The sequence below is a fragment of the Prosthecobacter sp. genome, from assembly GCF_044232965.1.
Lineage (GTDB): Bacteria > Verrucomicrobiota > Verrucomicrobiia > Verrucomicrobiales > Verrucomicrobiaceae > Prosthecobacter.
Map to the genome: position 1 here is coordinate 61,167 of NZ_JBIIKX010000010.1, position 24,673 is coordinate 85,839.

At 60.5% G+C, this 24,673-nt stretch carries 19 protein-coding genes; 14 read left to right on the forward strand and 5 right to left on the reverse strand.

What is annotated here, in order from left to right; all coding sequences use genetic code 11:
- Positions 1-37 precede the first annotated feature (37 nt).
- Both ACILSI_RS06495 and ACILSI_RS06500 read left to right on the forward strand, forming a co-directional pair.
- The gene (locus ACILSI_RS06495; RefSeq protein WP_395721045.1) at positions 38-895 is read left to right on the forward strand and encodes a hypothetical protein; all 858 of its coding nucleotides are present in this window, start codon (positions 38-40) and stop codon (positions 893-895) included.
- A gap of 86 nt (positions 896-981) precedes the next feature.
- Positions 982-2,937: an alpha/beta hydrolase domain-containing protein gene (locus tag ACILSI_RS06500; protein ID WP_395721046.1), complete on the forward strand. Its 1,956-nt coding sequence runs from the start codon at positions 982-984 to the stop codon at positions 2,935-2,937.
- A 39-nt stretch (positions 2,938-2,976) separates the two neighbouring features.
- Here ACILSI_RS06500 and ACILSI_RS06505 read toward each other — a convergent pair whose 3' ends face one another.
- Positions 2,977-4,305 carry a hypothetical protein gene (locus ACILSI_RS06505; RefSeq protein WP_395721047.1) on the reverse strand — a complete coding sequence of 443 codons (1,329 nt, stop codon included), beginning with the start codon at positions 4,303-4,305 and terminating at the stop codon, positions 2,977-2,979.
- Between the two features lie 236 nt (positions 4,306-4,541).
- Between ACILSI_RS06505 and ACILSI_RS06510 the strand changes: the two genes are divergently transcribed.
- From ACILSI_RS06510 to ACILSI_RS06525, 4 genes are read left to right on the forward strand one after another with little or no spacing between them, the layout of a single operon-like run.
- Positions 4,542-5,942, forward strand: coding sequence for a Gfo/Idh/MocA family protein (locus ACILSI_RS06510; protein ID WP_395721048.1), 1,401 nt, complete (start codon positions 4,542-4,544; stop codon positions 5,940-5,942).
- An 8-nt stretch (positions 5,943-5,950) separates the two neighbouring features.
- Entirely contained in the window at positions 5,951-6,889 is a 939-nt protein-coding gene (locus ACILSI_RS06515) for a GNAT family N-acetyltransferase (RefSeq protein ID WP_395721049.1), read from the forward strand.
- Positions 6,886-10,539, forward strand: a complete 3,654-nt coding sequence (locus ACILSI_RS06520) for a DUF1553 domain-containing protein (protein WP_395721050.1) — start codon at positions 6,886-6,888, stop codon at positions 10,537-10,539. The genes ACILSI_RS06515 and ACILSI_RS06520 overlap by 4 nt, the downstream gene beginning before the upstream one ends.
- Before the next feature lie 24 nt (positions 10,540-10,563).
- Positions 10,564-11,853 (forward strand): DUF1501 domain-containing protein, encoded by a 1,290-nt coding sequence (locus tag ACILSI_RS06525; protein WP_395721051.1) that lies wholly within the window; start codon positions 10,564-10,566, stop codon positions 11,851-11,853.
- 2 nt (positions 11,854-11,855) lie between these two features.
- On the opposite strand, the gene ACILSI_RS06530 is transcribed toward ACILSI_RS06525, so the two are convergent.
- Both ACILSI_RS06530 and ACILSI_RS06535 read right to left on the reverse strand, forming a co-directional pair.
- Entirely contained in the window at positions 11,856-12,461 is a 606-nt protein-coding gene (locus ACILSI_RS06530) for a carbohydrate-binding family 9-like protein (RefSeq protein ID WP_395721052.1), read from the reverse strand.
- The gene (locus ACILSI_RS06535) at positions 12,458-14,281 is read right to left on the reverse strand and encodes a DUF1549 and DUF1553 domain-containing protein (RefSeq protein WP_395721053.1); all 1,824 of its coding nucleotides are present in this window, start codon (positions 14,279-14,281) and stop codon (positions 12,458-12,460) included. Before ACILSI_RS06535 ends, ACILSI_RS06530 begins: the two co-directional genes overlap by 4 nt.
- A gap of 50 nt (positions 14,282-14,331) precedes the next feature.
- Here ACILSI_RS06535 and ACILSI_RS06540 point away from each other — a divergent pair, with 50 nt between their 5' ends.
- A complete protein-coding gene (locus ACILSI_RS06540; RefSeq protein WP_395721054.1) occupies positions 14,332-15,753 on the forward strand; it encodes an FAD-dependent oxidoreductase in 1,422 nt (473 codons plus the stop codon).
- A gap of 4 nt (positions 15,754-15,757) precedes the next feature.
- On the opposite strand, the gene ACILSI_RS06545 is transcribed toward ACILSI_RS06540, so the two are convergent.
- Positions 15,758-16,066, reverse strand: coding sequence for a hypothetical protein (locus tag ACILSI_RS06545; RefSeq protein WP_395721055.1), 309 nt, complete (start codon positions 16,064-16,066; stop codon positions 15,758-15,760).
- A 138-nt stretch (positions 16,067-16,204) separates the two neighbouring features.
- Here ACILSI_RS06545 and gap point away from each other — a divergent pair, with 138 nt between their 5' ends.
- Positions 16,205-17,254 carry a type I glyceraldehyde-3-phosphate dehydrogenase gene (gene gap / locus ACILSI_RS06550; protein ID WP_322282832.1) on the forward strand — a complete coding sequence of 350 codons (1,050 nt, stop codon included), beginning with the start codon at positions 16,205-16,207 and terminating at the stop codon, positions 17,252-17,254.
- 118 nt (positions 17,255-17,372) lie between these two features.
- Entirely contained in the window at positions 17,373-18,533 is a 1,161-nt protein-coding gene (locus ACILSI_RS06555; protein WP_395721056.1) for an MFS transporter, read from the forward strand.
- Here ACILSI_RS06555 and ACILSI_RS06560 read toward each other — a convergent pair.
- Complete coding sequence (locus ACILSI_RS06560) at positions 18,526-18,723, reverse strand: hypothetical protein (protein ID WP_395721057.1); 198 nt, start codon at positions 18,721-18,723, stop codon at positions 18,526-18,528. The two genes, ACILSI_RS06555 and ACILSI_RS06560, sit on opposite strands and share 8 nt — an antisense overlap.
- Positions 18,724-18,801: 78 nt before the next feature.
- Here ACILSI_RS06560 and rarD point away from each other — a divergent pair, with 78 nt between their 5' ends.
- The 5 genes from rarD (at position 18,802) to ACILSI_RS06585 (ending at position 24,622) form a co-directional block, all read left to right on the forward strand.
- Positions 18,802-19,677 (forward strand): EamA family transporter RarD, encoded by an 876-nt coding sequence (gene rarD / locus ACILSI_RS06565; protein ID WP_395721058.1) that lies wholly within the window; start codon positions 18,802-18,804, stop codon positions 19,675-19,677.
- Between the two features lie 36 nt (positions 19,678-19,713).
- Positions 19,714-20,328, forward strand: a complete 615-nt coding sequence (locus ACILSI_RS06570) for an HAD-IA family hydrolase (protein ID WP_395721059.1) — start codon at positions 19,714-19,716, stop codon at positions 20,326-20,328.
- Between the two features lie 82 nt (positions 20,329-20,410).
- Positions 20,411-20,983, forward strand: coding sequence for a UvrB/UvrC motif-containing protein (locus ACILSI_RS06575; RefSeq protein ID WP_395721060.1), 573 nt, complete (start codon positions 20,411-20,413; stop codon positions 20,981-20,983).
- A complete protein-coding gene (locus tag ACILSI_RS06580) occupies positions 20,980-22,104 on the forward strand; it encodes a protein arginine kinase (protein WP_395721061.1) in 1,125 nt (374 codons plus the stop codon). Before ACILSI_RS06575 ends, ACILSI_RS06580 begins: the two co-directional genes overlap by 4 nt.
- Positions 22,097-24,622, forward strand: coding sequence for an ATP-dependent Clp protease ATP-binding subunit (locus ACILSI_RS06585; protein ID WP_395721096.1), 2,526 nt, complete (start codon positions 22,097-22,099; stop codon positions 24,620-24,622). The genes ACILSI_RS06580 and ACILSI_RS06585 overlap by 8 nt, the downstream gene beginning before the upstream one ends.
- Positions 24,623-24,673: the final 51 nt, after the last annotated feature.

Here is a 24,673-nt window from a genome sequence, read left to right on the forward strand (position 1 = left end):
CGACGAATATCGGCTTTTGACAGAGCGTTTGTTTCCAATGCATCGCTCTCTGTTTATTCTCCTCGTTTTGGGTTTCCTCACCGGTCATTCATACGCCGCAGGAGAGAAGCCGGGACCGGTGGCCTACGTCACGGTCGAGACGCGTGACATGACCATCGAGTTTGCCGGAGATCGCGCCTGGACGATCAGTCGCATCCTGCACAAGGGAGCCATCATCACCGATCGCACCGGATTCTACGGCACCGTCTTTTTACCCGTCGGAGGCAAATGGATAGGCACGGGCCACAACGAGGGCGGTGTGGAAAAGGTGACAAGTGCTGTGCTGACCGTGGATGGCAAAGCCTGCGAACTGAAGGACAAGGCCGTCTATCGCGGCCAGCACGCGGAGCTGCGGAAACAATCCATGATGGGCACGATCAAGCTGGAGGCGATTTATACCGTCATGGAGGATCGCGTGATCGAACAGCATCGCTACGAGACCACCGAGGAGGTGAAGATCGGCGTGCTGTATGGCTTCATGCATCCCTTTCTGCCGACAACGACGGAGTGGATGGCGGAGAAAGCGGATGGCACTTCCGTGGAAGGCATCTTCGACAGCATGGGTGGTCATCAACTGCGCGAGGATGTGAAATGGACCGCGATTCACGATCCGAAATCCCAGCGTGCGACACTGGTCTGGTATCCGAAGACGCTCGTCGGGCAGGGCATGAAGACCTTCTACTGGGACAAGACCGTCTATCACAAGCTCTACAACCACCTCTACTCCAACGCGACCGTCGCCGCGGGCACGAAGTTCGAGGCTGAGGTCGTCCTACGCTGCATCGAGACCGACACGGCTATGTGGAAGAAAAAAACGCGTGCGCTTGCCAAGGAAACCAGCGCGTCAGTCCAATGATCTGATTCACCTGTTCGATGAAACCACGTTCGATTATTGCTATCCTGGTTGCCTGCCTTTGCTTCAACCCTTTGTGCGCCGAAGTCGTGCGCGTCGAGCTCGCCGAGCGCTCTATGTTTGCGGTTGGCAAGGTCTTCGGCCCCGCCGGAGCTTACGAGCGTCTTAAGGGACGCATGTTCATCGAGACCGATCCCACGAACGAGGCCAATGCCCGCATTAGCGACTTGAAACGGGCACCGCTCAACGCACGCGGCAAGGTCGAGAGCTGGACGGACTTCTTTTTGCTGAAGCCGGTCGATGCAAAGAAGGGCAACGGGCAACTGCTCTACGACGTGAACAATCGCGGCAACATGCTGGCGCTGTGGACCTTCAATGATGGCGAGCGCACGAATGATCCGAAGACGGAGGCGCATGCGGGCCACGGTTTTCTCATGAAGCATGGCTTCTCCGTGCTGTGGTGCGGCTGGAATGGCGAGGTGCAGGCGGATGACACACAGCGTTTGCTGTGCGGTCTGCCCATCGCGACGGAGAACGGCAAGACGATCACCGGCAAAGCGCATCTGGAGATCACAAGCACGGAAAAAGTCTTCAGCCGCGCCTTCTCGTGGAGCCCGTGGGGCATCGGAGCGGCCTTTCCGTCAGTGAGTCTCGACAACGCCGACGCCACGCTCACGATGCGACCGCATCGCGGCGCAGATGGCATCGAGGTGCCGCGTGCGGAGTGGGTGTTTGGACGTTGGGAGGATGAGAGGCTCATTCCCGATGCCACGCATGTCTATGTGAAGGCCGGTCTGCGACCCGGCTGGCTTTACGACCTCGTTTACACGGCAAAGGAGCCGCGCGTGACTGGTCTCGGTCTCACGGCGATGCGGGATTGCGTTTCGTTCTTCCGCCATGCGCCGGGCGAGACAAATCCACTCGCTGGCGCGGTGCAAAAAGCCAGCGTGTTCGGCATCTCGCAGTCGGGGCGTGTGATTCACCATTTCCTCTTTGAAGGATTGAACACCGACGAGCGTGGCCGTGCGGTGTTTGATGGTGCGTTGATCCACGTCGCCGGCTCGGGCAAGGGCATGTTCAATCACCGCTTCCGCATGAGCACGGAGTATGGCACGCAGCACGAGGGCCATCTTTCCGGCAGCGAGTTCTTCCCGCTTGCACCGCTGCCGCAGAACGATCCCGTCACGGGCGAGTCAGGTGATTCGATCGCCCGTTCGCGGAAGTCCGGCCACACGCCTCGCATTCTCTTCACGCAAACCTCCACCGAATACTGGAGCCGCGCCGCCTCGCTGCTGCACACCGATGTGGAGGGAAAAACGGACATCACCTTGCCGGACGACGTCCGTGTGTATCTCGTGGCCGGTGCGCAGCACCTCGGCAAGAGCGATGGAACTCCCGGCATCTGCCAGCAGCCGCGCAACACGTTCGATGATCGCGGCCCCGTGCTGCGTGCGATGCTCATGCATCTCGTCGAGTGGGTGAAAAATGGTCAAACACCGCCGCCGAGCCGTCATCCACGTCTCGCCGATCAAAGCCTCGTGACCTTCGACACATGGAAATCGCAGTTTCCGAAGATTCCAGGCCTCAACCTGCCCACCCATGCCTACCAGCCTCCGCGACTCGATTTCGGCCCGCGCTTCCAGGGCGAAGGCATCGCTGACATCATCCCGCCAAAGGCCGGAAAGCCCTTCCAGGCGCTCCTGCCCGCCGTGAATGGCGACGGCAATGAAACCAGCGGCATCGTGCTCCCCGAGGTCGCCGTGCCTCTCGGTACCTACACCGGCTGGAACCTCCGCTCGCCTCAAGTCGGCGCGGAAACGATGCTCTCACCCCTCGACGGCATGTTCATCCCCTTCGCCAAAACAAAAGCTGAGCGCGAGAAGACCGGCGACCCGCGTTTCGCTCTCGAAGAACGCTATCCAACGCAGTCAGAGTATCTGACGCGTCTCACCACAGCCGCGAATAAGCTCCAGGCGGAGGGTTTTCTGCTCGATGAGGATGTCACGAGGATCATTGAGCGGGCAGAAAAAGTGGCTCGGGACTGACTGGGATGGTCAGGAGGCAGCCCAACTCCACACTGAATCTCACCTCTGCCATCCTTCGATCTTGAAAACTCGCTCAGAGAGCTTGCGCTGGCCTTTGCCTGAGTCCGGCTCGAACCAAACTTCGAACCTTGCGGCGTATGGCTTGCCCCAATCGCCTTCGTAAACGGTGAAACCAGCTTTGGCACCGAAGCGCTCTTCGGGACTATTGGACCAAGTCATCCGGGTCTTTGATTTCTCCTCCAACCTGGTCGCGGACAACGGCGTGCCTTGTGTGACTTCGAAAGCTTTCAGATACACAGAGCCAGCTTCACCAGGATTGAGCGAGTAAGCCACGGTGTAGATTCCAGGTTGCATGCCCGTGAGTAACCTAAAGCCATGGGTGCCAGGGCCGGCCAAGCGCTTTGCCAGTTCACTGGATCGGCCCCGGGCTTTTGCTGCGGCAGCCTTCGGGTTCGCCAGAAACTCCGAAAACTCCTTCTCCAAAGCTGCCATCGTGGCCTTGGTGACTCGCCGTTCAAGGTTGTCCGACTGCTCAAAGAGTTCGATCCAGACTCCGCCACATTCGATCATCACCCGGCTTTCATGCAATTCATTGCCTTTGGTCATCTCGGGCAATATCGGGTTCTTTCCCTCTTCCTCATGCTGGACTGAATAGCTGCTCCACTGTTTCCGATCCAGGCATAGAAGGCACCTAGTTTGGAAGCGGGCCGCATCGATGAAATCTGAGATGTAACCATGTAGCTCATCACGAGGCTCTCCACCATAACTCCAACTTCTTGAGGCAAAGCGGTTCCCGCGTTCAAGAAATACATGCCAGTCTGGCGAGGCTTCGACATACTCCATGAAGGTGACTGCGTGATCCGTTGCCGCCTTCCGAATAGATGGCATGTCGGGTGTTAACTCAACCTTGTCATTACCGGGGATGGTCAGCGCTTTGCGGACGGCGTCTTGGAGTTCGTCAGTGCCACCGAAAGATGCAGCTTCGCTTTCTTCGCTCGCATCCCGCTCCGGCTCAGCAATCTCGATGCCTTCGGGAATTTTGAGATTATCAGCAAAACCGTCTTCGCTGGGGCCGAACATGGTGGCAAAGGCCAAAAAGCCAACAGCCAGCACTGTCGCAACCCCACACCCCACGATCAGAAGCAGGCTTACGAAGCCTTTGCCCCATTGTTTCTTGATGAAATGCCTGATGGACACGGCAAGAAGCCCCAAAAGAGCGATGCCCATCATCCAGGTGAGACAATCGGCCGCGACAACCAGCGGTCTCCAGGTTGAAAGTACCGCCCCGGAAAACCCAGCCAAAAGCCCCAAGTAAACCAAGGACGGAAGCCACCAGGAGGTGAAGTAAGTTTCAAAGATACGCTTCATGAAGATTTGTCGTGGAGCTTTTGGGAACCACAGAATCAAAGCTCACCATTTGATCTGTGGCGACTTAACCGCTCAGGTTCCCCAATTGTCCAAGCGTTTTTGGTGTTTGCAGCATTGCATCATCACGTTTGAGGCGATTCATTCAAGACAGTCAGATCCGCTGCGGCGGTCCTTTCAATCAGGAAGAGCCGGTCAGCGCACGAAGATTGGCGGACTTCCCGCGTATCGTCTCACGCATGACTTCCTCTCCCTCCTCACGCCGTCATTTCCTCAAAACCGCCGCCGCCACGGTGGCGACGTTTAACATTGTTCCGCGGCATGTGCTCGGCGGGCCGCGATATGTGCCGCCGAGTGAGAAGGTGAACGTGGCGATCATCGGCACCGGCGGGCAGGGGCGGACGAACGTGCGGGCGCTGATTCAACTCGATGATGCGCAGATCATCGCGGTGGCGGACCCGGCGGAGTCGTTCAGCTTGGAGAACTTCTACTTCAAAGGCATGGGCGGCCGCCTGCCGGTGAAGGCGGAGATTGAGAGGCACTACGCGACGAAGACGCCGAACCATCGCTGTGCCGACTATGTCGATTTCCGCGAGATGCTGGAGAAGGAGAAATCCATCGACGCGGTGCTCATCGCCACGCCGGATCATCTGCACGCCTATGCCTCGGTGATCGCGATGCGGGCGGGCAAGCATGTGTATTGTGAGAAGCCGCTGACACATAACATCTGGGAGGCGCGTCACGTCGCCAAAGTGGCCGCCGAAACCGGTGTGGCGACTCAACTCGGCAGCCAGGGGCATTCCTCGCTCGGCACGCGTGAGACCATCGAATACATCCAGGACGGCGCGATCGGCGCGGTGAAGGAAATCCATGTGTGGGTGGGTGCGAAGCGATGGAATCCAGCGCTCACCGGCAAGCCGACCGACACGCCGCCGGTGCCTGCGGGCCTGAACTGGGATCTATGGCTCGGGCCACGTCAGGAACGTGCTTTTAATCCTGCCTACTTCCCGGTGGCCTGGCGTGATTTCTGGGACTTTGGCTGCACGGGTATCGGCGACTTCGCCTGCCACGACATGAACACCGCCGTGCGTGCCTTTGACCTGCCGATTCCTTCGCGCATTGAGGCTCATGCAGCAGGCCTGATGGACAGCGAGATCGCGCCGCATGGTGCGCTCATTTATTACACCTTCCCCGCTGCCGGATCTCGGCCTGAGATTCGCATGACGTGGTATGACGGCGGCATGATGCCACGCACTCCCGAGGCGCTCGGCCGCTTCCCGCTGCCGAAGCGCGGTTGCCTTTTCATCGGCGAAAAGGGAGTCATCCAATGCGATGGTGGCGGCGGAGCACCACGACTCTTCCCCGACGCACGCCGCGCCGAATACCAGAAGCCCGCGCCGAAGCTGAAGCGCTCCAATGGCCATCACCGCGATTGGATTGATGCCTGCAAAGGCGGCGAACCTGCGACGAGTCCGTTTGCCTATGCAGCGCACCTCACGGAGATCGCCCTGCTGGGCCTGCTGTCGCTGCGCACGCAGAAGCCCATCGAGTGGGATGCTCCAGGCATGAAAGCCACCGGTCTGCCAGCGGCTGAGCCCTTCATCAAGGAGACGTATCGCAAAGGCTGGGAAGTCGTCTGATCACCGCTATGTCCTTTTCCATTTCATGCGGTCCGCTCAGTGCTGCGGATCACGAAGCCGTCGCCAAACTACTGCATCGCTCGTTGGTGCAGTGGTATGAAAGCCGCCTCCGCCAAGGAGCCAAGTTTGGCGACAGCCACGAGCCGTTTCTGCTCTTCCCCGAGGTGTATGAAGCTCTCGATCCCGGTGAAGCCGTCACCGCGCGTGACACGCAGACCGGCGAAGTGCTGGGCGTGTGTTTCTCGCACGAACGCGAGACGCATGTCGCCATCGGCATCGTGGCGACGGCACCAGAAGCGGCCGGACGCGGCATTGCGAAGCAGATGATGGTCGCAGTGCTCGAAAAAGCCCGCAATCTCGGCAAACCCGCGCGTCTGGTGTCCAGCCTGCTGAATCTCGATTCGTTCTCGCTCTATACGCGGCTTGGATTCGTCCCCGGCGCGATTTTTCAAGACATGCTCATCACCGTGCCGGAGGGCGGCATGACTTCTCCCCCACCAACGGGGTCTGCTCGCGTGCGTGAAGCTCGATCCGACGAAGCCGCGCGCATCGCCGACTTCGAACACTCGCAGCAAGGCATCCGCCGCGAGAAGGACTTCGCCTTCTTCCTGCAAAACAAAGTCGGATCGTGGCGCGTGCTCGTTTCGGAGAGCGAGGACGGCTCGTTGAACGGTTTCCTCGCCATGAGCACGCATCCGTCCTTCAGCATGATCGGTCCCGGTGTCGCTGCCGATGAAGAAACGGCCGCCGCGCTGCTCTGGCGCGCGCTCGACGGCCTGCGTGGCAAGACCTTGGTCTTCCTCGTGCCTTGTGCTGCCGCAAATCTCGTGCGCACGGCTTATTCGTGGGGCGCACGCAATGTCGAACTTCACGTCGCGCAATCCACCGCGCCAGTCGCTGGTGCCAAAGGCGTTGTGTTTCCGACCTTCATGCCCGAGACGGCATGAAGCGTCTTTATGCCACCGTATTTCCGCCCCTGTTTCTCATGAAAAAGTCTGTGTTATCTCTCCTCGCCTTGGCAAGTGTCTCGTTCGCCGCTGATCCCATGCCTGTCGCGCAGTGGGCATTTGATGGTGACAAGGCGGACATCGGGAAAGCCGAAGGCGGTGTGGTGTTTCAGCAGGACGGGCCGTCGCCGAAGCAGTTCAAGCATATCCAGGCCTCGAACAAAGCGGCGCGCTTCGAGGGAGCGAAGGGCAGCTTCATCCGTGTGAAGGACACGGGTGAGAAAAGCATCTTCGACTTCGACAATGGCGACGCGATCACCATTGAGGCGTGGGTGAATCCGGCCTCGGCACCGAAGGGCGGGAATGTTTACATCATCGGCAAAGGCCGCACATCGAATCCGGGCCAGGCTTCGGACAATCAAAACTATGGGCTGCGCTTGTGGGACAGCGGCGGCTTCCTGCGGCCAAGCTTTCTCTTCCGCAGCCGCAAGGATGGCGATCACGCGGGCGACTGGCATCGCTGGACGACGACGGGTGGCCTCGCGACTGGCAGCGGTTGGCATCATGTCGCCATCACCTATGAGTTTGGCAAACCGGAGACGATTCGCGGCTACATTGATGGTGAGCTTGCGCCGGGTGCTTGGGACATGGGCGGAGCGACGAAGCAGGCTCCGGTGGTGGACGATGACGAGGTCTGGCTCGGCACGTCGATGGGCAAAAAGGAGAGCGTGAGCTTTGACGGGCTCATGGACGAGGTGCGGCTGTATCGCGGCATCTTGCCGGAGAAGACCATTGCCGCGCGTTATCCGGTGGAGCCTTACACGCCAGTGCTGCCTGAGGGTGGTTTGCCGAAGGGCAAGGTGCGTGTGGAGATCGTCGAGAACATCGGCAAAGCCGCGAAGTGGCCTCGCCAGTATCCGCAGCCAGTGGATGTGTATGAGGAGGACGTGTTCGGCTTCTTCCAGATCGCGCAGAAATACACGGACACCGGCGTGCGTGCCGAGCGCAGCAATCCGTATCTGCTGCGCGCGATGGGGAGCATTGAGATGCCTGCGGGCAAGCAAGAGCTGCTCATGCGCGTGCGTGGTCAGGGGCGCTTGTGGATGGATGGCAAGGTGATCGCCGAGATCCTTTTCGGTCAGACCGGCGGCGGTGCGCATAACGAAGTGGAGCATGCAGAAGCGGAGAAAAGCGGCCCTGCGTTGCGATTGCTCGGCCCTGGAGATCGCGAAACACGCATCAGCATCGACAGCGATGGCAAGCCGCATGACTACGTCTTTGAAATGATCGCCGGGAACGGTCGCGTGCGCACCACGCTGGGCGAGACGAGCCTCAGCTTGCGTCAAGCCGATGGCCTGCACACGCTGCTCACGCCTGCGGAGAAAGTCGTGCCGCTCACCGATGAAGGTTGGGCTGACTTCCGCAAAGAGCGCCTCGCATTCTATGCCGTGCATGATCAGAAGCAGCGCCAGAGCCTGCGGGCGAAACAAGACGTGTATTGGGCACAGCGTCACGAGCAGGCGCGTGAGGTCATCGCCAAGAAAAAGTCGCTGAAGCAGGCGGGCATCGACACGCTACTCGCATCCTCATGGGCCAAGGCTAACACGGCAGGGAAACATGCCGCTGGTGGCATTGATTTCGCGAAGCAGATCAAGCCGATCCTCGCGGAGAACTGCTTCCGCTGTCATGAAGAGAAGGCGAAGGGCGGCCTGCGCCTGAACACGCTCGAAGCCGCGCTGGAAGGCGGCGAATCGGGCAAACCAGCCATCGTTCCCGGCAAACCTGCCGAGAGTCAGCTCATCAGCATGATCCATCCTGACGCGGGTGAAGAAATCATGCCGCCGAAGGGAGATCCGCTTAGCGATGCACAGCGCAAGCTGCTCGCTGACTGGATCATGCAAGGCGCGAACTTTGTCAGCGCGAACCAGAAGATCGAGCCGACGGCGCTGACCGAAGACCTTGAGTTCCTGCGCCGCGTCACACTCGATACCGTGGGCGTGGTGCCGAGCTCGGAGGAGATCGAATCATTCCTCGCCGAAGACTCGCCGCAACGTCGTGAGCGTGCCGTGGACCGCCTGCTCAAAGACACGCGCTGGGCGGATCACTGGACGGCGTATTGGCAGGACGTGCTGGCGGAGAATCCGAACATCCTCAAGCCGAGCCTGAACAACTCCGGCCCCTTCCGCTTCTGGATTCACGAGGCGCTAAGCGACAACCTGCCGATGGACCGCTTCGTCACCGAACTCGTGCGCATGGAGGGCGGCGTGCTTGCGGGTGGGCCGGCGGGCTTCTCGATGGCGGCGGAAAACGATGTGCCGATGGCCGCGAAGGCGCACATCCTCAGCACGGCCTTCCTCGGCCAGGAGATGACCTGCGCACGCTGCCACGACTCGCCCTATCATCAGTCGAAGCAGCGCGATCTCTTCGAAATGGCCGCCATGCTGAACCGCAAGGCGATCACGCTGCCCGCGACCTCATCGGTGCCGATGACGACCTTCGCCGGCCGCAAACCGCTCATCCCGATCACGCTGAAGCCCGGTGAAGTCATCGCGCCTGCATGGCCGTCATTGTTTGAAAAGAAACTGCTGCCTGCTGACCAAAGCGCCACCTCACCGAAGAAAGACGACAGCCGCGAGCAACTCGCCGCGCTCATCACCTCGCCGCAGAATGAGCGTTTCGCGCAGGTGATCGTGAACCGCATCTGGAAGCAGCTCATGGGGCGCGGCTTTGTGGAGCCGGTGGATGACTGGGAGGCCTCGAAGCCCACGCACCCCGAGCTGCTGGAGTGGCTGGCGCGTGAGTTCGTGGCGCACGGCTATGACATGAAGCACCTGCAGCGCCTCATCCTCACCTCCGAGGCCTACCAGCGCGAAACGCGCCCGCTTCAGCCCGGCACCACGCCGGATTTCGCTGCGCCGCTGCCACGCCGCATGACCGCCGAACAAATTGTGGACTCGCTCTTTGCCGCCGTGGGCAAGGATCTCGACTCCGAGGAGCTGACGATGGACAATGACGGCACGCAATCGCAGAGCGCGATGATCAGCCTCGGCCACCCGCGTCGCGCATGGGAGTTCACCTCGCTCTCGAACGAGCGCGACCGCCCCAGCCTCGCCATTCCAAAGGCGCAGGCCATCGTCGATGTGCTGGAGAACTTCGGTTGGCGCTCCTCGCGTCAGGACCCGAAGAGCGTGCGCGAGACCGCCGCGAATGTCCGCCAGCCCGCCATCCTCGCCAACGGCATGCTCGGCCGCTGGGTCACCACGCTGAGTGAAAAAGGCAGCCTCACCGCGCTCGCCTTGCAGAAAGACATCACCGCCGATCAACTCATCGAGCAACTCTTCCTCCGCCTGCTCACGCGTCGCCCGACCAGTGAAGAGCGCGCAACATTTGCGAAGATGCTGAGCCCTGGATTCACCGAGCGCATCATCCCTGAGGGCCAACGACCACCGCCCATCGTGCGCCCGCCTTTGAAGTATGTCGCGTGGTCGAACCATCTCTCCGCCGGAGCCAACAGCATCAAGATCGAGATGGAAAAACGCGCCCGCGAAGGCGACCCACCCACCACCGCTCTCCGCCCCGACTGGCGCGAGCGTCTCGAAGACATGACCTGGGCCGTGCTGAACTCACCGGAGTTCGTGCATCTACCTTGAATCTTTCCAGTAGCTGATTTCATCATGAAAAGACGTTCCCTTCTCAAACTCGCCGGAGCTGCTGGCTTCGCATCCCATGCAGACATCGCCCTGCTCGCCAAAGAGGCCGCGCATGTGGCGAACTTCCCCATGGGCAAGGCGGAGCATGTCATCCACATCTGGCTCGGCGGTGGAGCCGCGCAGGTGGATACCTGGGATCCAAAAACGCTAGGCGATCCGAAGGCGAAGAAGGCAGGCAGCTACTACCCGAGCATCGAGACTTCCGTGCCGGGTGTTAAAGTCACCGAGCATCTCTCGCGCTGCGCGAAGCTCATGGAGCACATCACCGCGATGCGGACGGTGAACCATGATGTCATCGACGAACATGCCGCCGCCTCGAATCGCATGCACACGGGCCGCAACGTCAGCGGCACAACCGTGTATCCCTCGCTCGGTTCCATGATCGCCAGCGAACGCGGCGCTGCGGCAGAGGGCGTGCCCGCGTATGTGCTCATCGGTTATCCGAACTTCTCACGAGGCCCCGGTTTCCTCGGCGCGAAGGCAGGGTTCCTCTACCTGCTCGATACTGACGCCGGTCCTGCCGGTTTGAAGCGGCCGGAGCACATCCTCGATCCGCGCCAAAGCCGCCGCGAGCAATTGCTCGGCACCATGCGTCAAAGCGCGAAGGAACTGCGCACCAGCCCCATCCTCAACGAATACGACACCGCGATGCAGGAGAGCCTGGCGCTCGCCGGTCCCGAGTTCATGGAGGTCTTCAATCTGAAGTCCGAAAAAGGCGAACTACGCAGCGCCTACGGCAGCGAGTTCGGCCAGCGTTGCCTGCTGGCGCGTCGTCTCATCCAGCGCGGTGTACGCTTCATCGAGGTCTCGCACAATCTCAACTTCGTCAACGGCACCGGCTGGGACACGCACAACCAGGGCCAGCTCAAGCAGCACGTCCTCATTCAAGATCTCGACCAGGCGCTCAGCACGCTCATCACCGATCTCAAGGCGCACGGCCTGCTCGACAAAACGCTGATCGTCGTGAACACTGAGTTCGGCCGTCCCTCAGCCTTCGACGGCGGCGGCGGACGCGGGCATCAAGGCAGCACCTTCAGTGTCGTGCTCGCCGGTGGCGGATTGAAACACTGCGGTGCCTGGGGCGTCACCGACGACGAGTGCAAAAAGCCCGCCGAGAACCCCTGCGGTGTTCCCGACCTCTTCGCCACCATCCTCGCTGACCTCGGCATCAATCCCGCCAAAGAACTCTTCGATGGCGACCGCCCCGTGCCGGTTACGGATCGCGGCCAGCTGGTGAAAGCGTTGTTTGCCTGATCTCAGTCCACCAGTTCCAGCACACCGAACGAGGTCGGCACGTGGAAGTCGGGTCGTTCCGTGTTCGGATTTACCCACGGCATCCAGCCACTATGAACGGTGCCATCAGCCATGTGATGAAACTCAGCGCGGTAGATCCCGGCATGCATCTCGCGTGAACGCAGCACCTTGAGCTGGCGCAGTGTGTCGAGCGGGATGCTGCCGCTGACGGTGTAATGGTCGTTTTCAATGTGCGCGTCGATTTGCAGGCCTTCGCAGCGCCAGTCCCAGTTCATCTCGCGATAGAACCTGGCCTCGTAAGCCAGCACATCGCCACGCGGAGACATTTCGAGGCAAAAATATGGATTCAGGCTCAGATCAGGCGCGAAGAAGATCTCCACGCGATCCGATTCGATCACGCGATCCTTCGCTGTGGGACCATCGGGAAGCACCAAGTCGTCATCCTGGCAGTCAAAGCGGAAATGGAGGTGGGTTTCATCCCAAAGCGCCCGGAACTCGGTTTTCGGTGCTTCGCGGCTTTCCCAGGGAAAGATGAAGTCGGCCAGGGTTTCGGCGTGGGACCATTCGAGGATGGAGCTGGCGCTTGAGCGAACTTGATAGCGTTTCATTGGATATAAACAAACTCGCTGCTGTTGAGGATCACATGCGCGAGATCGGCGAGGGCTTGATCGCGTGTGCTGGTAGCCTCGCGGGCTTGGATGAAGTCGAGTGACTGCTGCAAACGCTCTTTGGAAGGTTCATGGCTCAGCGTGAGCATGAACATGTGTTGAATAGTTTTTTCGAGAGTGTCGGAGGCGGCGCGTTGGGCGAGGAAGGCGGCTTGTTCTTCAACGAACTCGTCATTCATGAGTACGAGGGCCTGGGTGGGCACGGTGCTGTCGAGCCGCAGGGCGCAACTGTCGGTGGTGGTGGGCGCGTCGAACAGCTCCATGCTGGGCATGAGAAGCTGGCGCTTGATGTAGATGTAAATGCTGCGCCGCCATTGTTCAGGGCCTTCTTTTTGAAGCAGCGGCCATTTGTTGCGCTGACTGGTGGGCAGGAGATCTGGCCGCAGGCGTGGTTTGATGCCGGGGCCGCCTAGTTTTGGGTTGAGCTTGCCGCTGGCGGTGAGGATGGAGTCGCGGAGGACTTCGGCTTCCATGCGCTGAAGCGTTGAACGACTTTGGCGATAGGTAGCAGAAATTAGGATCATCTTGTGCAGCGCTTTAAAGCGCCCACCGTTTTGAATGAGCTGATGGGCGAGGTAATCAAGGAGTTCGGGATGCGTCGGCTTGGCACCGGTGAAGCCGAAATTGCTCGGGGAGGCGACGATGCCTTTTCCGAAATGGTGCTGCCAGATTCGATTGGCGATGACACGCCAGACTAGGGCGTTGTCGGGTGACGTGATCCATTCGGCGAGGGTTTTGCGGCGCAGCGAAGTCTTGGCGGCAGGTGCGGGGAAGGGGATGGGTTTGAAGAGTGTGGGAATGGCGGGCCCGACTTCGCCTCCAAGATTCAAGGCGCTGCCGCGAAGCATGATGCGCGTGACGGGAACCTGCGGGCTAGTTTCGATGAGGGCGTGGACTTTCGCGGTCTCGTCGATCTTGATTCGTTTATCGTTCTTGTCCTGCGTGCCGGGGACGAGGCCGTATTTTTCGGTGCCATTGAAGATGGCGAGCAGGCTGTAGTAGTCGCGCTGGAGGAGCGGGTCGGTTTTGTGATCGTGGCAGCGGGCGCAGCCGACGGTGAGGCCGAGGAAGACGCTGCTCGTGGTCGAAATGACATCGTCGAACTGGTCGGCGCGGTATTGGGCGAGCGCGTCGTCGGTCTTGCCCATGTTGTCGTCGTTGCTCGTGCCATTGCGGCAGAAGCCGGTGGCGATGAGGCTGTCTTCGTTCGCGCCGTCGATTTCATCGCCCGCGATCTGTTCGGCGACGAAGCGGGCGTAGGGTTTGTCGTCGTTGAAGCTACGGATGACGTAGTCGCGGTATTTCCAGGCGTGGGGGCGGTCGAGGTCGTTGTGCGTGCCGCTGGTGTCTGCGTAGCGTGCGAGATCGAGCCAGTGGCGGCCCCAGCGCTCGCCGTAGTGCGGACTTTGGAGAAGGCGGTCGATGAGGGCTGAATAGACGTCAGACTTGTCGGACGAGTCGGACATGTCTGACATAAAAGCGGTGACTTCCTCAGGCGTGGGCAACAGACCGGTGAGGTCGAGCGTCACGCGGCGGATCAAGGTGGCGGGATCAGCCTCGGGAGCGGGGGATTGGCCGTTTTTCTCCAACTCGGCCAGGATGAAGCGATCCACATCATTTTTCGGCCACGCGATGTTTTTCACGGCGGGCGGCTTTGCGATGCTCAGCGGCTGAAAGGCCCAATGCTGCCGACCCGCCTCAATGGTGGGCGGTTTGGCGAGAAGCGTGGTGCTGAGGGTGATGAACAGGAGGAACCGCATGGGCGAAAAGAATGGTGTCCAAAGGCGATTTGAGACAGACTCTTTTCACCATGGACACTCCGACCACTTCCAACGACCTGAAACGCCGTTCCTTCCTCCGTGCCGCATTTTCCGGGGCGCTCGTCACGCCGGGTGTGATGTCGGCAGCCGAGGTGGAGAAGGCGATTGCGGGTCAGTTCCATGAACCGGCGAAGGATTTGCCGCTCGTGGAGGACGTGGACGTCATCGTGTGCGGCGCAGGTCCTGCAGGCATCGCTGCGGCGATCACGGCGGCGCGGGCAGGAGCCAAGGTGCGCGTGTTTGAATGGCGTGGTTGTCTCGGTGGCGTGTGGACGGCCGGGCTGCTCGGCTACTTGCTTGATTTCGACAAGCCAGGCTTCAATCAGGAACTCCTGAAGCGTCTCGATGAGCGCGACATGCGCCGTGGCACCAGCATGAAGAGCATCTGCTACGAGCCGGAGGGCATGAAGCTGCTGCTGGAGGAGATGTTTGTGGAAGCCGGCGTGAAGTTCCAACTGCACACGCGAGCGGCGGCGGCGTATCGCGAAGGGCGCAGGCTGACGACCATCGTGACCGAGTCCAAAAGCGGTCGTCAGGCGTGGCGGGCACCGGTTTTCATCGATACGACCGGCGATGGCGATCTCGGAGCACTGGCGGGCTGTGAGTTTGAGTTTGGCGAGTCCGATTCATGTCCCTGCCAGCCGATGTCGCTCAATGCGCTGCTGGTTTGCAAAGATGCGGCGGCACTGGAGGCGTTCATTCACAAGTCGGACCCGAGCACGGCCGACAATGTCGCCAAAGACACGCTCAAGGCTGAGATCGAGCGCACGGGGCATTTTCCGTCTTATGCGAAACCGACGCTGTTTCAGGTGCGTGACAATTTGCTGCTGGTGATGATGAACCATCAATACGGAGTTCCGTGCTTCGATGCTGCGAAGATCACTGAGGCCACCGTGATGGCGCGCGCGGAGATGCACAAGATCGTGAACGGCCTGCGCAAGCTCGGCGGTCCGTGGGAAGGCCTGCAAATCGCCGCCACCGCAGAACAGATCGGCGTGCGCGACGGCCGTCGCATTGCGGGACGTTACACGGTGAACAAAGACGATCTCATCGCTGGCGCTCGTTATGACGATGCGGTCGTGCGGCCGACTTTCCCGGTGGACATCCACGCGCTGAGCAAGGAGGCGAACAAAACGGCCGCATACCACAATGCGGGTGTGAAAGTGAAGCCATATGACATCCCGCTGCGTGCGCTGATCGCGAAGGATGTTGACGGCCTCATGATGGCCGGACGCAACATCAGCGGCGATTTTATCGCGCATGCGAGCTACCGCGTCACCGGCAACTCCGTGGCGATGGGCGAGGCGGCGGGAGTGACGGCGGCACTTGCGGCAACGACGAAGCGACTGCCGCATGACGTGCCGTGGAGCGAGGGCGAAGCAAAGCTGAAGGCGTTGGGGCAGCGGGTGTGAGCGCCTATTTGCCCAGACGTTTGCGTTTGGCTTCTTGTTTCACGAACAGCGGCTCCAAAGTGTCTCGAATCCAGGTGAAGGCGGCTTCGAGGCCTTCGCGTTGGTAGATGACGCCAATGTCGGCTTCGACGGCGGTGGGATTGCCGTGGCAGGATAGGAATTGATTGCAAGTGAAGCGTGTTTTCATCTCGGCATCGACTTTGCCTTGCTGACGCAGGATGTGGCTGCGGACGTAGAGTTCGAGCACGGCATCTCCGATCCAGGCGTTTTCACGGAGGCGCAGGGTGAGGTCGGGGGCTTTTGGAGATGCCATTTGATTATCATTAAGAAGTGTCGAGATCCCCGCAACCAGTCATCTCGGCGGCCTGAATCCTGCTGCCAACGGGGTTGACACCCCCACCCCCCGGCGGTAATCCTGCCGCCCTCAAAAATCCAAACTACCTCAAATAACATGGTCAAAATCGGCATCAATGGTTTCGGGCGCATCGGCCGCCTCGTCTTTCGCGCAATCTGTGATCAGGGCCTCCTGGGCAAGGAGATCCAGGTCGTTGCCGTGAATGACCTCGTCCCTGCGGACAACCTGGCCTACCTCGTGAAGTACGACTCCACCCAGGGCAAGGCTCGTGAGAACGTTTTCTCCAAGAAGAGCAGCCCTGACCTCGCCGAAGACGACATCCTCGTGGTCGATGGCAACGAGATCAAATGCCTCGCCGTCCGTGCGGGTCCGTCCGCGCTTCCTTGGAAGGAACTCGGCGTGGACATCGTGATCGAGTCCACCGGTCTCTTCACCGAGCGCAGCAAGGCCCAGGGCCACATTGATGCTGGCGCGAAGAAGGTCATCATTTCCGCTCCTGGCAAGGAAGAGGACATCACCGTCGTCATGGGAGTGAACCATGAGAAGTATGATGCCAGCAAGCATCACGTCATCTCCAACGCCTCCTGCACGACGAACTGCCTCGCTCCTGTGGTGCATGTGCTGCTCAAGGAAGGTTTCGGCGTCGCTGAAGGCCTCATGACCACCATCCACAGCTACACCGCCACGCAGAAAACCGTGGACGGCCCGAGCGCCAAGGATTGGAAAGGTGGCCGTAGCGCCGCCATCAACATCATCCCGAGCAGCACCGGTGCTGCCAAGGCCGTGGGCCTTGCCATTCCGGAAGTGAAGGGCAAGCTCACCGGCATGTCCTTCCGCGTGCCGACGCCGACGGTCTCCGTCGTCGATCTCACCGTGAAGACGGAGAAGGAAACCAGCTACAAGGAAATCAGCGCCGCCATGAAGAAGGCCAGCGAGACCTACCTCAAGGGCATCCTCTCCTGGACCAGCGATGAAGTGGTGAGCACCGACTTCATTCATGACCAGAGCAGCTCCATCTTCGACGCCGGTTCCGGCATCGAGCTGAACAGCAAGTTCTTCAAGCTCGTGAGCTGGTACGACAATGAGTGGGGTTACTCCAACCGAGTCGTCGATCTCGTGAAATACATTGTGAGCAAAGGCCTGTAATCCGAAACGAACACAGCAACCTTCCAAGCCTTCGACGGGCCGGCTCACACGAGCCGGCCCGTTTTGCGTTCCTGCTCATCTTCCCACTTTCCATGAACCACTTTTTTAGTTTCCAACCATGTCTTTGTTCTCCCAGCTTTATCTCCTGCCAAGGCCCTTTTGGGTTCTCGTAGGAGCCACGTTCGTCAACCGGTTCGGCGTGTTCGTCGTGCCGTTCCTGGCGCTGTTCATCACGCGGAACGGCAACTCCGCCGCCCAGGCCGGGCTGGCGGTGGCGGCTTACTCGCTGGGCGGTTTTGCCGCCGCCTGGATCGGCGGTTGGATGGCGGACCGCCTGGGGCGGAACATCACGATGGCGGCTTCGTCGCTTGCGGGCGCGTTGTGCATGCTCGCCATGTCGCAGGCGGTTGACTGGCGCATGCTGGCGCTGCTGGCTTTCATCACGGGCATCATCACCGAGGCCGGAAGTCCGGCCAGCGCGGCGCTGGTGCAGGACATCGTGCCGCCGGAGCATCGCGTCATCGCTTTCGCGGTGCAAAGGTTCGCGGTGAATCTGGCGTGGTCACTCGGGCCAGCGACGGCCGGTTTCCTGGCCGAGCACTCGTTCTTCTGGCTGTTTGTGGTCGATGCGACCACGTCGGCCGTGTTTGGCGTCATTGCGTGGCTGTTTTTACCGCGTGGGCGGAAGACGGCGCGTGAACACGCGGGCTGGGGGCATGCGTGGCAGTCCATCCGGGCCAACAAGCCGTTTCTCGCGTTGTTCGCGGCCTGCGTCTGCATCGCGTGGATCTTCCGGCAGACAAACACGACCTTTCCGCTGCACTTCGAGCGCAACGGCCTCTCGCTGCATCTCTGCGGTCTCGTGCTGGCGATGAATGGCGTGATGATCTGCCTGTTTGAGGTGCCGCTGGCCGCCGGGTTGCGCCTGTGGCCGGTGAAGCAGGTGCTGGCACTCGGTTACATCCTCATGGGAGCCAGCTTCCTCACATTTCTCGTCAGCGGATCGCTCACGGCATTTGTCTTGATGATGGTCGTGTTCACGATCGGTGAGATGTCTGCGTTTTCGCGTCAGCAGGCCTACTCGGCCAGTCTAGCGCCGGACGACATGCGCGGGCGGTACGTCGGCTTTCTCAGCTTCGCGTGGTGCGCGGGGAACACGGCCAGCTCCGCGCTGGGCATGCCGCTGTATGATCATCACCCACTGATTTTGTGGGCGCTGAATGCCGCCCTTGGCGTTGTGGCAGCGGTGCTGATTTTGTACAGCCGCAGGACTACTTGAGCTGCTTCTTCTCGGGCAGTGATGGGGCTGTGTTTTGGGGCATGGCGGTGATGCCGGGCTGTCGAACGGCCCGGAACACCAGCATGAGGGTGAAGCCGAGCACGACGATCGAAAGGATCTTGGGCCAGTGAACGCGTGAGCGCTTGCGTGGAGGCAGGTCGGGAAACGGCAGGCGGCGGTAAACTTGCATGGCCGTATGATTGAAATTTGTGCCGCCGGGTCAACGCGTCGAGCGTGCCAATGCCGCCACATGGCAAAAATGTCACCCATGTCCCGAGAGAATCATGCCGCCGCCGTCCTGAGCGCTGTCATCGCGTTTGGGCTGTGGGGTGTGCTGCCGGTGTATTGGAAGCAGATCGGCCATCTTGGCAGTGATGTGGCACTGGCGCAGCGCGTGATGTGGACGATGGCCACGGTGCTGCCGCTGCTCATCCTGCGGGGCGAGTGGGCGGCCTTCATGAAGTCGCTGAGGAAGCCGAAGCTGCTGCGGGCGCATGCCTGGTCCGCGTTCCTGCTCGCCATCAACTGGGGCGTCTTTGTCTGGTCGGCCCAGCACGGGCGTATCATTGATTGCAGCCTCGGTTACTTCATCAATCCGCTGCTGAACGTGCTCATCGGCAGCCGCCTGCTGGGCGAGCGTCTTTCTCGTCTGCAAAAGCTCAGCATCGCCTCCGCAGCGTGTGGTGTGGTGACGCAGCTCGTGCTCGTGGGGCGCTTTCCATGGATCGGGCTGCTGCTGGCGGTCAGTTTTGCGCTCTACGGTCTTGCACGGCGTCGCTCACCGCTGGGATCGCTGCCAGGACTGGGCGTCGAAACACTCGTCGGCATTCCGATTGCCGTCGCGTATCTCGCATGGAGCCAGCAAAACGGGGTTTCCATCTGGGGCACGGCCTCGACACATGATCTGCTGCTCATCATCGGCCTCGGCATCATCACGACGATTCCACTGCTCGGCTTTGCGCATGCGGCGCGGCAGCTTCCCTTCGCGTTGCTTGGCGTGTTGCAGTTCCTGGCACCTACCGGGCAGTTTCTTGTGGGTGCCCTGGTTTATCACGAGCCAGTCAGCGCCGCCGCGATGGTGTCGTTCGGACTGATCTGGGCCGGAGTGGTGCTGTTCTGCGGAGATTTGTGGTCGAAACAGTGACTTGGAAAGCCTCGCGATGATGCTTTATCTCAAACCATGCCCCAGCCTGTTCTTCTCTCCGATGTCGGCAAAGTTCTCATCGACTTCGACTTCAGCATCGCCGCCCGTCGGCTGGCGGAGCGGTGCGATCATCCGGCGGAGACGGTGCTGAACTTGTTTGAGGACATCAAGGGGCCGTACGAGGACGGTCGCATGAATGATGAGACGTTTGTGCGCGAGGGGATGGCGGTCACGAGTTTTCGTGGCTCCCGTCAGGAGTTCGAGACGATCTGGTGCGAGATTTTTACACAAAACGAGCCGATGCATGCCACGCTGACAGCGCTGGCGGGCAAACTGCCGATGTATCTGCTCTCAAACACCAGTGGCCTGCATAAAGATTATTTTCTGCGCACTTTTGACATCTTTCGGCCATTTCAGGGCGGCGTGTATTCGTATTCAGCCGGCTGCTCGAAACCGGGGGAGGAGATTTTCCACCAAACCATCACCCAGCTCGATCTCGACCCGGCCCGCACGTTCTATATCGACGACCTGGAGGCGAACATTGAGACCGCCAATCGACTGGGTTTTCGGACATTTCACTACAGCTTTGCGAAGCATGCGCAGATGCAGGCGGAGCTGGACGAATGGCTGGCGGGGCAGGGCATTGGTTGACGCGGAGAAATACCTGTCATAACCAGTACCGACTGCCGTTCGTATCATGTCATATGGCACGAAAGCAGCCCAGTTTGAACCCATGAAATGCGACGTATGCGAGAATGAGGCCTCGGTCTTCCTCACCCAGATCATCAACGGTCAGATGACCACGGTGAATCTGTGTGAAAGTTGCTCGAAGGCCAAGGGAGTGACCGAGGAGACCGGCTTCGGTCTGGCGGAGGCGTTTCTGTCGCCCTCCCAGCGCTCCGAGGACTCGATGGAGGTCGTCTGCAACGCCTGCGGCTTCACCGCCTCGCAGCTCAAAAAGATCGGCCGCATGGGCTGCCCGGAATGTTACCACTCCTTCCGCGAAGGCCTGGACGGCCTGCTGCGGAACATGCACAAAGGCACGCGCCATGTCGGCAAGCGGCCGTCGAGCGTTGGCGGCAGCGCGCCACAACTTCTGCCGCGTCAGCGCGCTAATGTGGTGCGCGAGGAACCGCCCGCACCGCCTCCGGCGGCTCCTATGCCTGTTCCCGCGCCGGCGCAGCCTGCGGAGGTCTCCCAATTGCGCGCTGATCTTGATCTGGCTGTCAAAGAGGAGCGTTACGAAGATGCCGCGAAACTCAAGGCCGAGATCGAGCGGCTGCAGACCAAGGCTCCCACCAAATGATGCGCTTCGCCACATTGATCAAAAACCCCGCCGACTGGATGAAGGGTGCGGGACCGCATTCCGACATCGTCATGACCTCGCGCGTGCGTCTGGCGCGCAATCTGCGCGGATTTCCGTTCCCCGGCTTCAGCCAGGAGCGCCAGCGCGTGGATTTGCTTGAGCAGGTCCGTCCCGTGGTCGAGCAACTGCCCGAGATGCGCGACGGCTACAGCGAGGATTACACCGAACTGAGCAAGATCCGCAAACAGGTGCTCGTGGAGCGCCATCTCGTCAGCCGTGAGCATGCGGCACGCTCCAGCGGCTGCGCGGTCGTGGTGGATCGCAAGCAGAGCATCTCCATCATGATCAATGAGGAGGATCATTTCCGCATTCAGGGGATTCGGCCCGGTTTGAACCTCCACAGCGCCTACGAGTTGGTGGACCGTGTGGACACCGAGCTGGAAGGCGCGCTGCCCTTCGCCTTTGACTCGAAACTAGGCTACCTGACCGCCTGTCCGACCAATCTCGGCACCGGCATGCGCGCCTCCGTGATGCTGCACCTGCCGGCGCTCGTTTTGACCGAGCAGATCAATCCCGTCATCAAGGCCGTTGGCAAGATAGGTCTGGCCGTGCGCGGCCTCTACGGCGAGGGCACCGAGGCGCTGGGCAATCTCTTCCAGATTTCCAACCAGCACACGCTGGGCGAGGCGGAGCCTGAGATCATCGCGCAGATCGAAAAAGTCATCGAAGGCGTCGTGCGCTCCGAGCAGAACGCCCGCGCCAAGCTCAAGGAAGACCACCAGACCATGTTGCAGGACCAGGTGGGTCGCGCTTTCGCCATCCTGCGTTACGCGCACGTCTTGTCCTCCAAAGAGGCGCTGAACCTGCTTTCCATGCTTCGCCTCGGCGCTGATCTCGATCTCGTGGGCAACTGCGACCGCAGCCTCATCGACATGATGCTGCTGGAAATCCAGCCTGCGCATTTGCAGCTCAATGCTGCGCGTGAATTGTCTCCGGAAGAGCGTGACAGCATGCGTGCCGAAATCACCCGCGCACGGTTGCAATCCATCGACGGCCCGGGTAGCTTTCCCCCATCTCAATCAACCCCAGGAGGTCCGCCCTCCGCCCCCAATGATGAATAATTTCACCCCACGCGCCCAACAGGTTCTGGCCCTCGCCCGCAAGGAGGCCGACCGCTTCAATCACAACTACGTCGGCACCGAGCATCTGCTCCTCGGCCTCATCAAGCTCGGCCAGGGCGTCGCCGTCAATGTGCTGACCAAGCTCGGTCTCGATCTCGAAACCGTGCGCATGCAGGTCGAGCAGCAGGTCGGCTCCGGCCCGGAGACCAAGATGGTCGGCAACATTCCTTACACGCCGCGTGTGAAGAAGGTACTCGCCCTCGCCTCGAAAGAAGCCAAGGCGCTCAACCACAGCTACGTCGGCACCGAACACATCCTGCTTGGATTGCTGCGCGAGGGCGAAGGCGTCGCCGCTCAGGTGTTGCGCAATCTTGAAGTGAACCTCGACAAGGCCCGTAGCGAAATTTTGAAGGAGCTTGATCCCAACTTCACCTCCCAAAGCGAGGAAGAAGACGAGGACAGCGAACCCGTCTCCCCCAGCGGCAACACGCCTGCGAGCGACAAGAAGAAGAACGAGAAAACCCCGGCCCTCAAAGCCTTCGGTCGTGATCTGACCGAACTCGCGCAGAAGGGCGAGATGGACCCGGTCATCGGCCGCGCGGATGAAATCGCCCGCGTTATCCAGATTCTCTGCCGCCGCACCAAGAACAACCCCGTGCTCATCGGCGAGGCCGGCGTTGGCAAGACCGCCATCGTTGAAGGTCTCGCCCAGGAAATTTCAGCGGGCAACGTGCCTGAAATCCTGCGCGACAAGCGCGTCATCACCCTCGACCTCGCTTTGATGGTTGCTGGCACGAAGTATCGCGGCCAGTTCGAGGAGCGCATCAAGGCGGTCATGGATGAAATCCGCCGCAACAAGAATGTGATCCTGTTCATCGACGAGCTGCACACCATCGTCGGTGCTGGTGGCGCGGAAGGCGCGATGGATGCCAGCAACATCATCAAGCCAGCGCTCAGCCGTGGCGAGCTGCAGTGCGTCGGTGCCACCACGCTGAACGAATATCGCAAATACATCGAGAAGGACTCCGCGCTCGAACGCCGCTTCCAGAGCGTGAAGATCGAGGAGCCTTCCGTCGAGGATGCCATCAAGATTCTCTTCGGCCTGCGCGGCAAATACGAGCTGCACCACAAGGCCAAGTACAGTGAGGAAGCGCTCAAGTCCGCTGTGAACCTCAGCTCACGCTACCTGCCCGCCCGCTTCCTGCCGGACAAGGCCATCGACATCATGGACGAGGCTGGTTCGAAGGCCCGCATCGCAGCCATGACCCGCCCGGTCGAATTGAAGGGCATCGAGGCCGAGATTGAAGAAATCCGCCTTGAGAAAGAAGGCTCCATCAAGGAGCAGGACTTCGAAAAAGCCGCGCACCTGCGTGACCGCGAGAAAAACGCGAAGAAGCGCTACGACGACGTGCTGGAACACTGGCGCGCCAACAGCCACGAGCGCATCGTCGATGTCACCGAGGAGGACATCATGTCCGTCGTCTCGAAATGGACTGGCGTCCCGCTTCAGCGCATGGAGACCGCGGAGGCCGAGAAGCTTCTCAAGATGGAATCCGAGCTCAAGAGCAAGGTCATCGGTCAGGACGAAGCGGTCATCGCCATCTCCAAGGCCCTGCGTCGTTCCCGTGCCGATTTGAAGGATCCGCGTCGTCCGATCGGTTCCTTCCTGTTCCTTGGCCCCACCGGCGTCGGCAAGACCTTCCTCGCGAAGAACCTCGCCGAGTTCATGTTTGGCACCGCCGAGGCGCTGATCCAGATCGACATGTCCGAGTACATGGAGAAGCACACCGCCAGCCGTCTGATCGGCGCTCCTCCCGGCTACGTCGGTTATGAAGAGGGCGGCCAGCTTTCTGAAGCCGTGCGTCGTCGTCCTTACTCGGTCATTCTCTTCGACGAAGTGGAAAAAGCGCACCCGGATGTGATGCATCTGCTGCTCCAGATTCTCGAAGAAGGCCAGGTTACTGACAACTTCGGCCGCAAGATCGACTTCCGTAACACCATCGTCATCCTCACCTCGAACGTGGGTGCTGAGCAGATCAAGCGCCAGACCAGCCTTGGCTTCATGGCCATGCAGCAGGACAGCGCCGACAACGCCGGCATCAAGGGCAAGATCAACGAGGCCGCGAAGAAGTTCTTCAAACCCGAGTTCCTCAACCGCCTGGATGACATCGTGGTGTTCCAGATGCTGGAAAAGACCCAGCTCAACGTCATCGTCGATCTCGAGGTCGCCAAGGTCGTCGCCCGCCTCAAGAAGAAGAACATCCACATCACGCTGGACGACAGCGCTCGTGAGTTCCTCATGAAAGAGGGCTTCGATCCGCAGTATGGCGCGCGTCCGATGCGCCGTGCCGTGGAAAAGAACATCGAGGACCCGCTGGCCGAGCATCTCCTCCGTGGCGACGTGCGCGATGGCGACATCGTGAAGGTTTCCTTCGATGAGGAGTCGAAGCGTCTCAAGTTTGCCGCTGACAAGCGTGACGATGCCCCCGCCGAGGTTCCCAGCACCAATGCCGCCTAGTCGGGCGGTCTGAGGCAGTTTCCCTCTCCTCATTGAGGAGGGGGAGGGGAT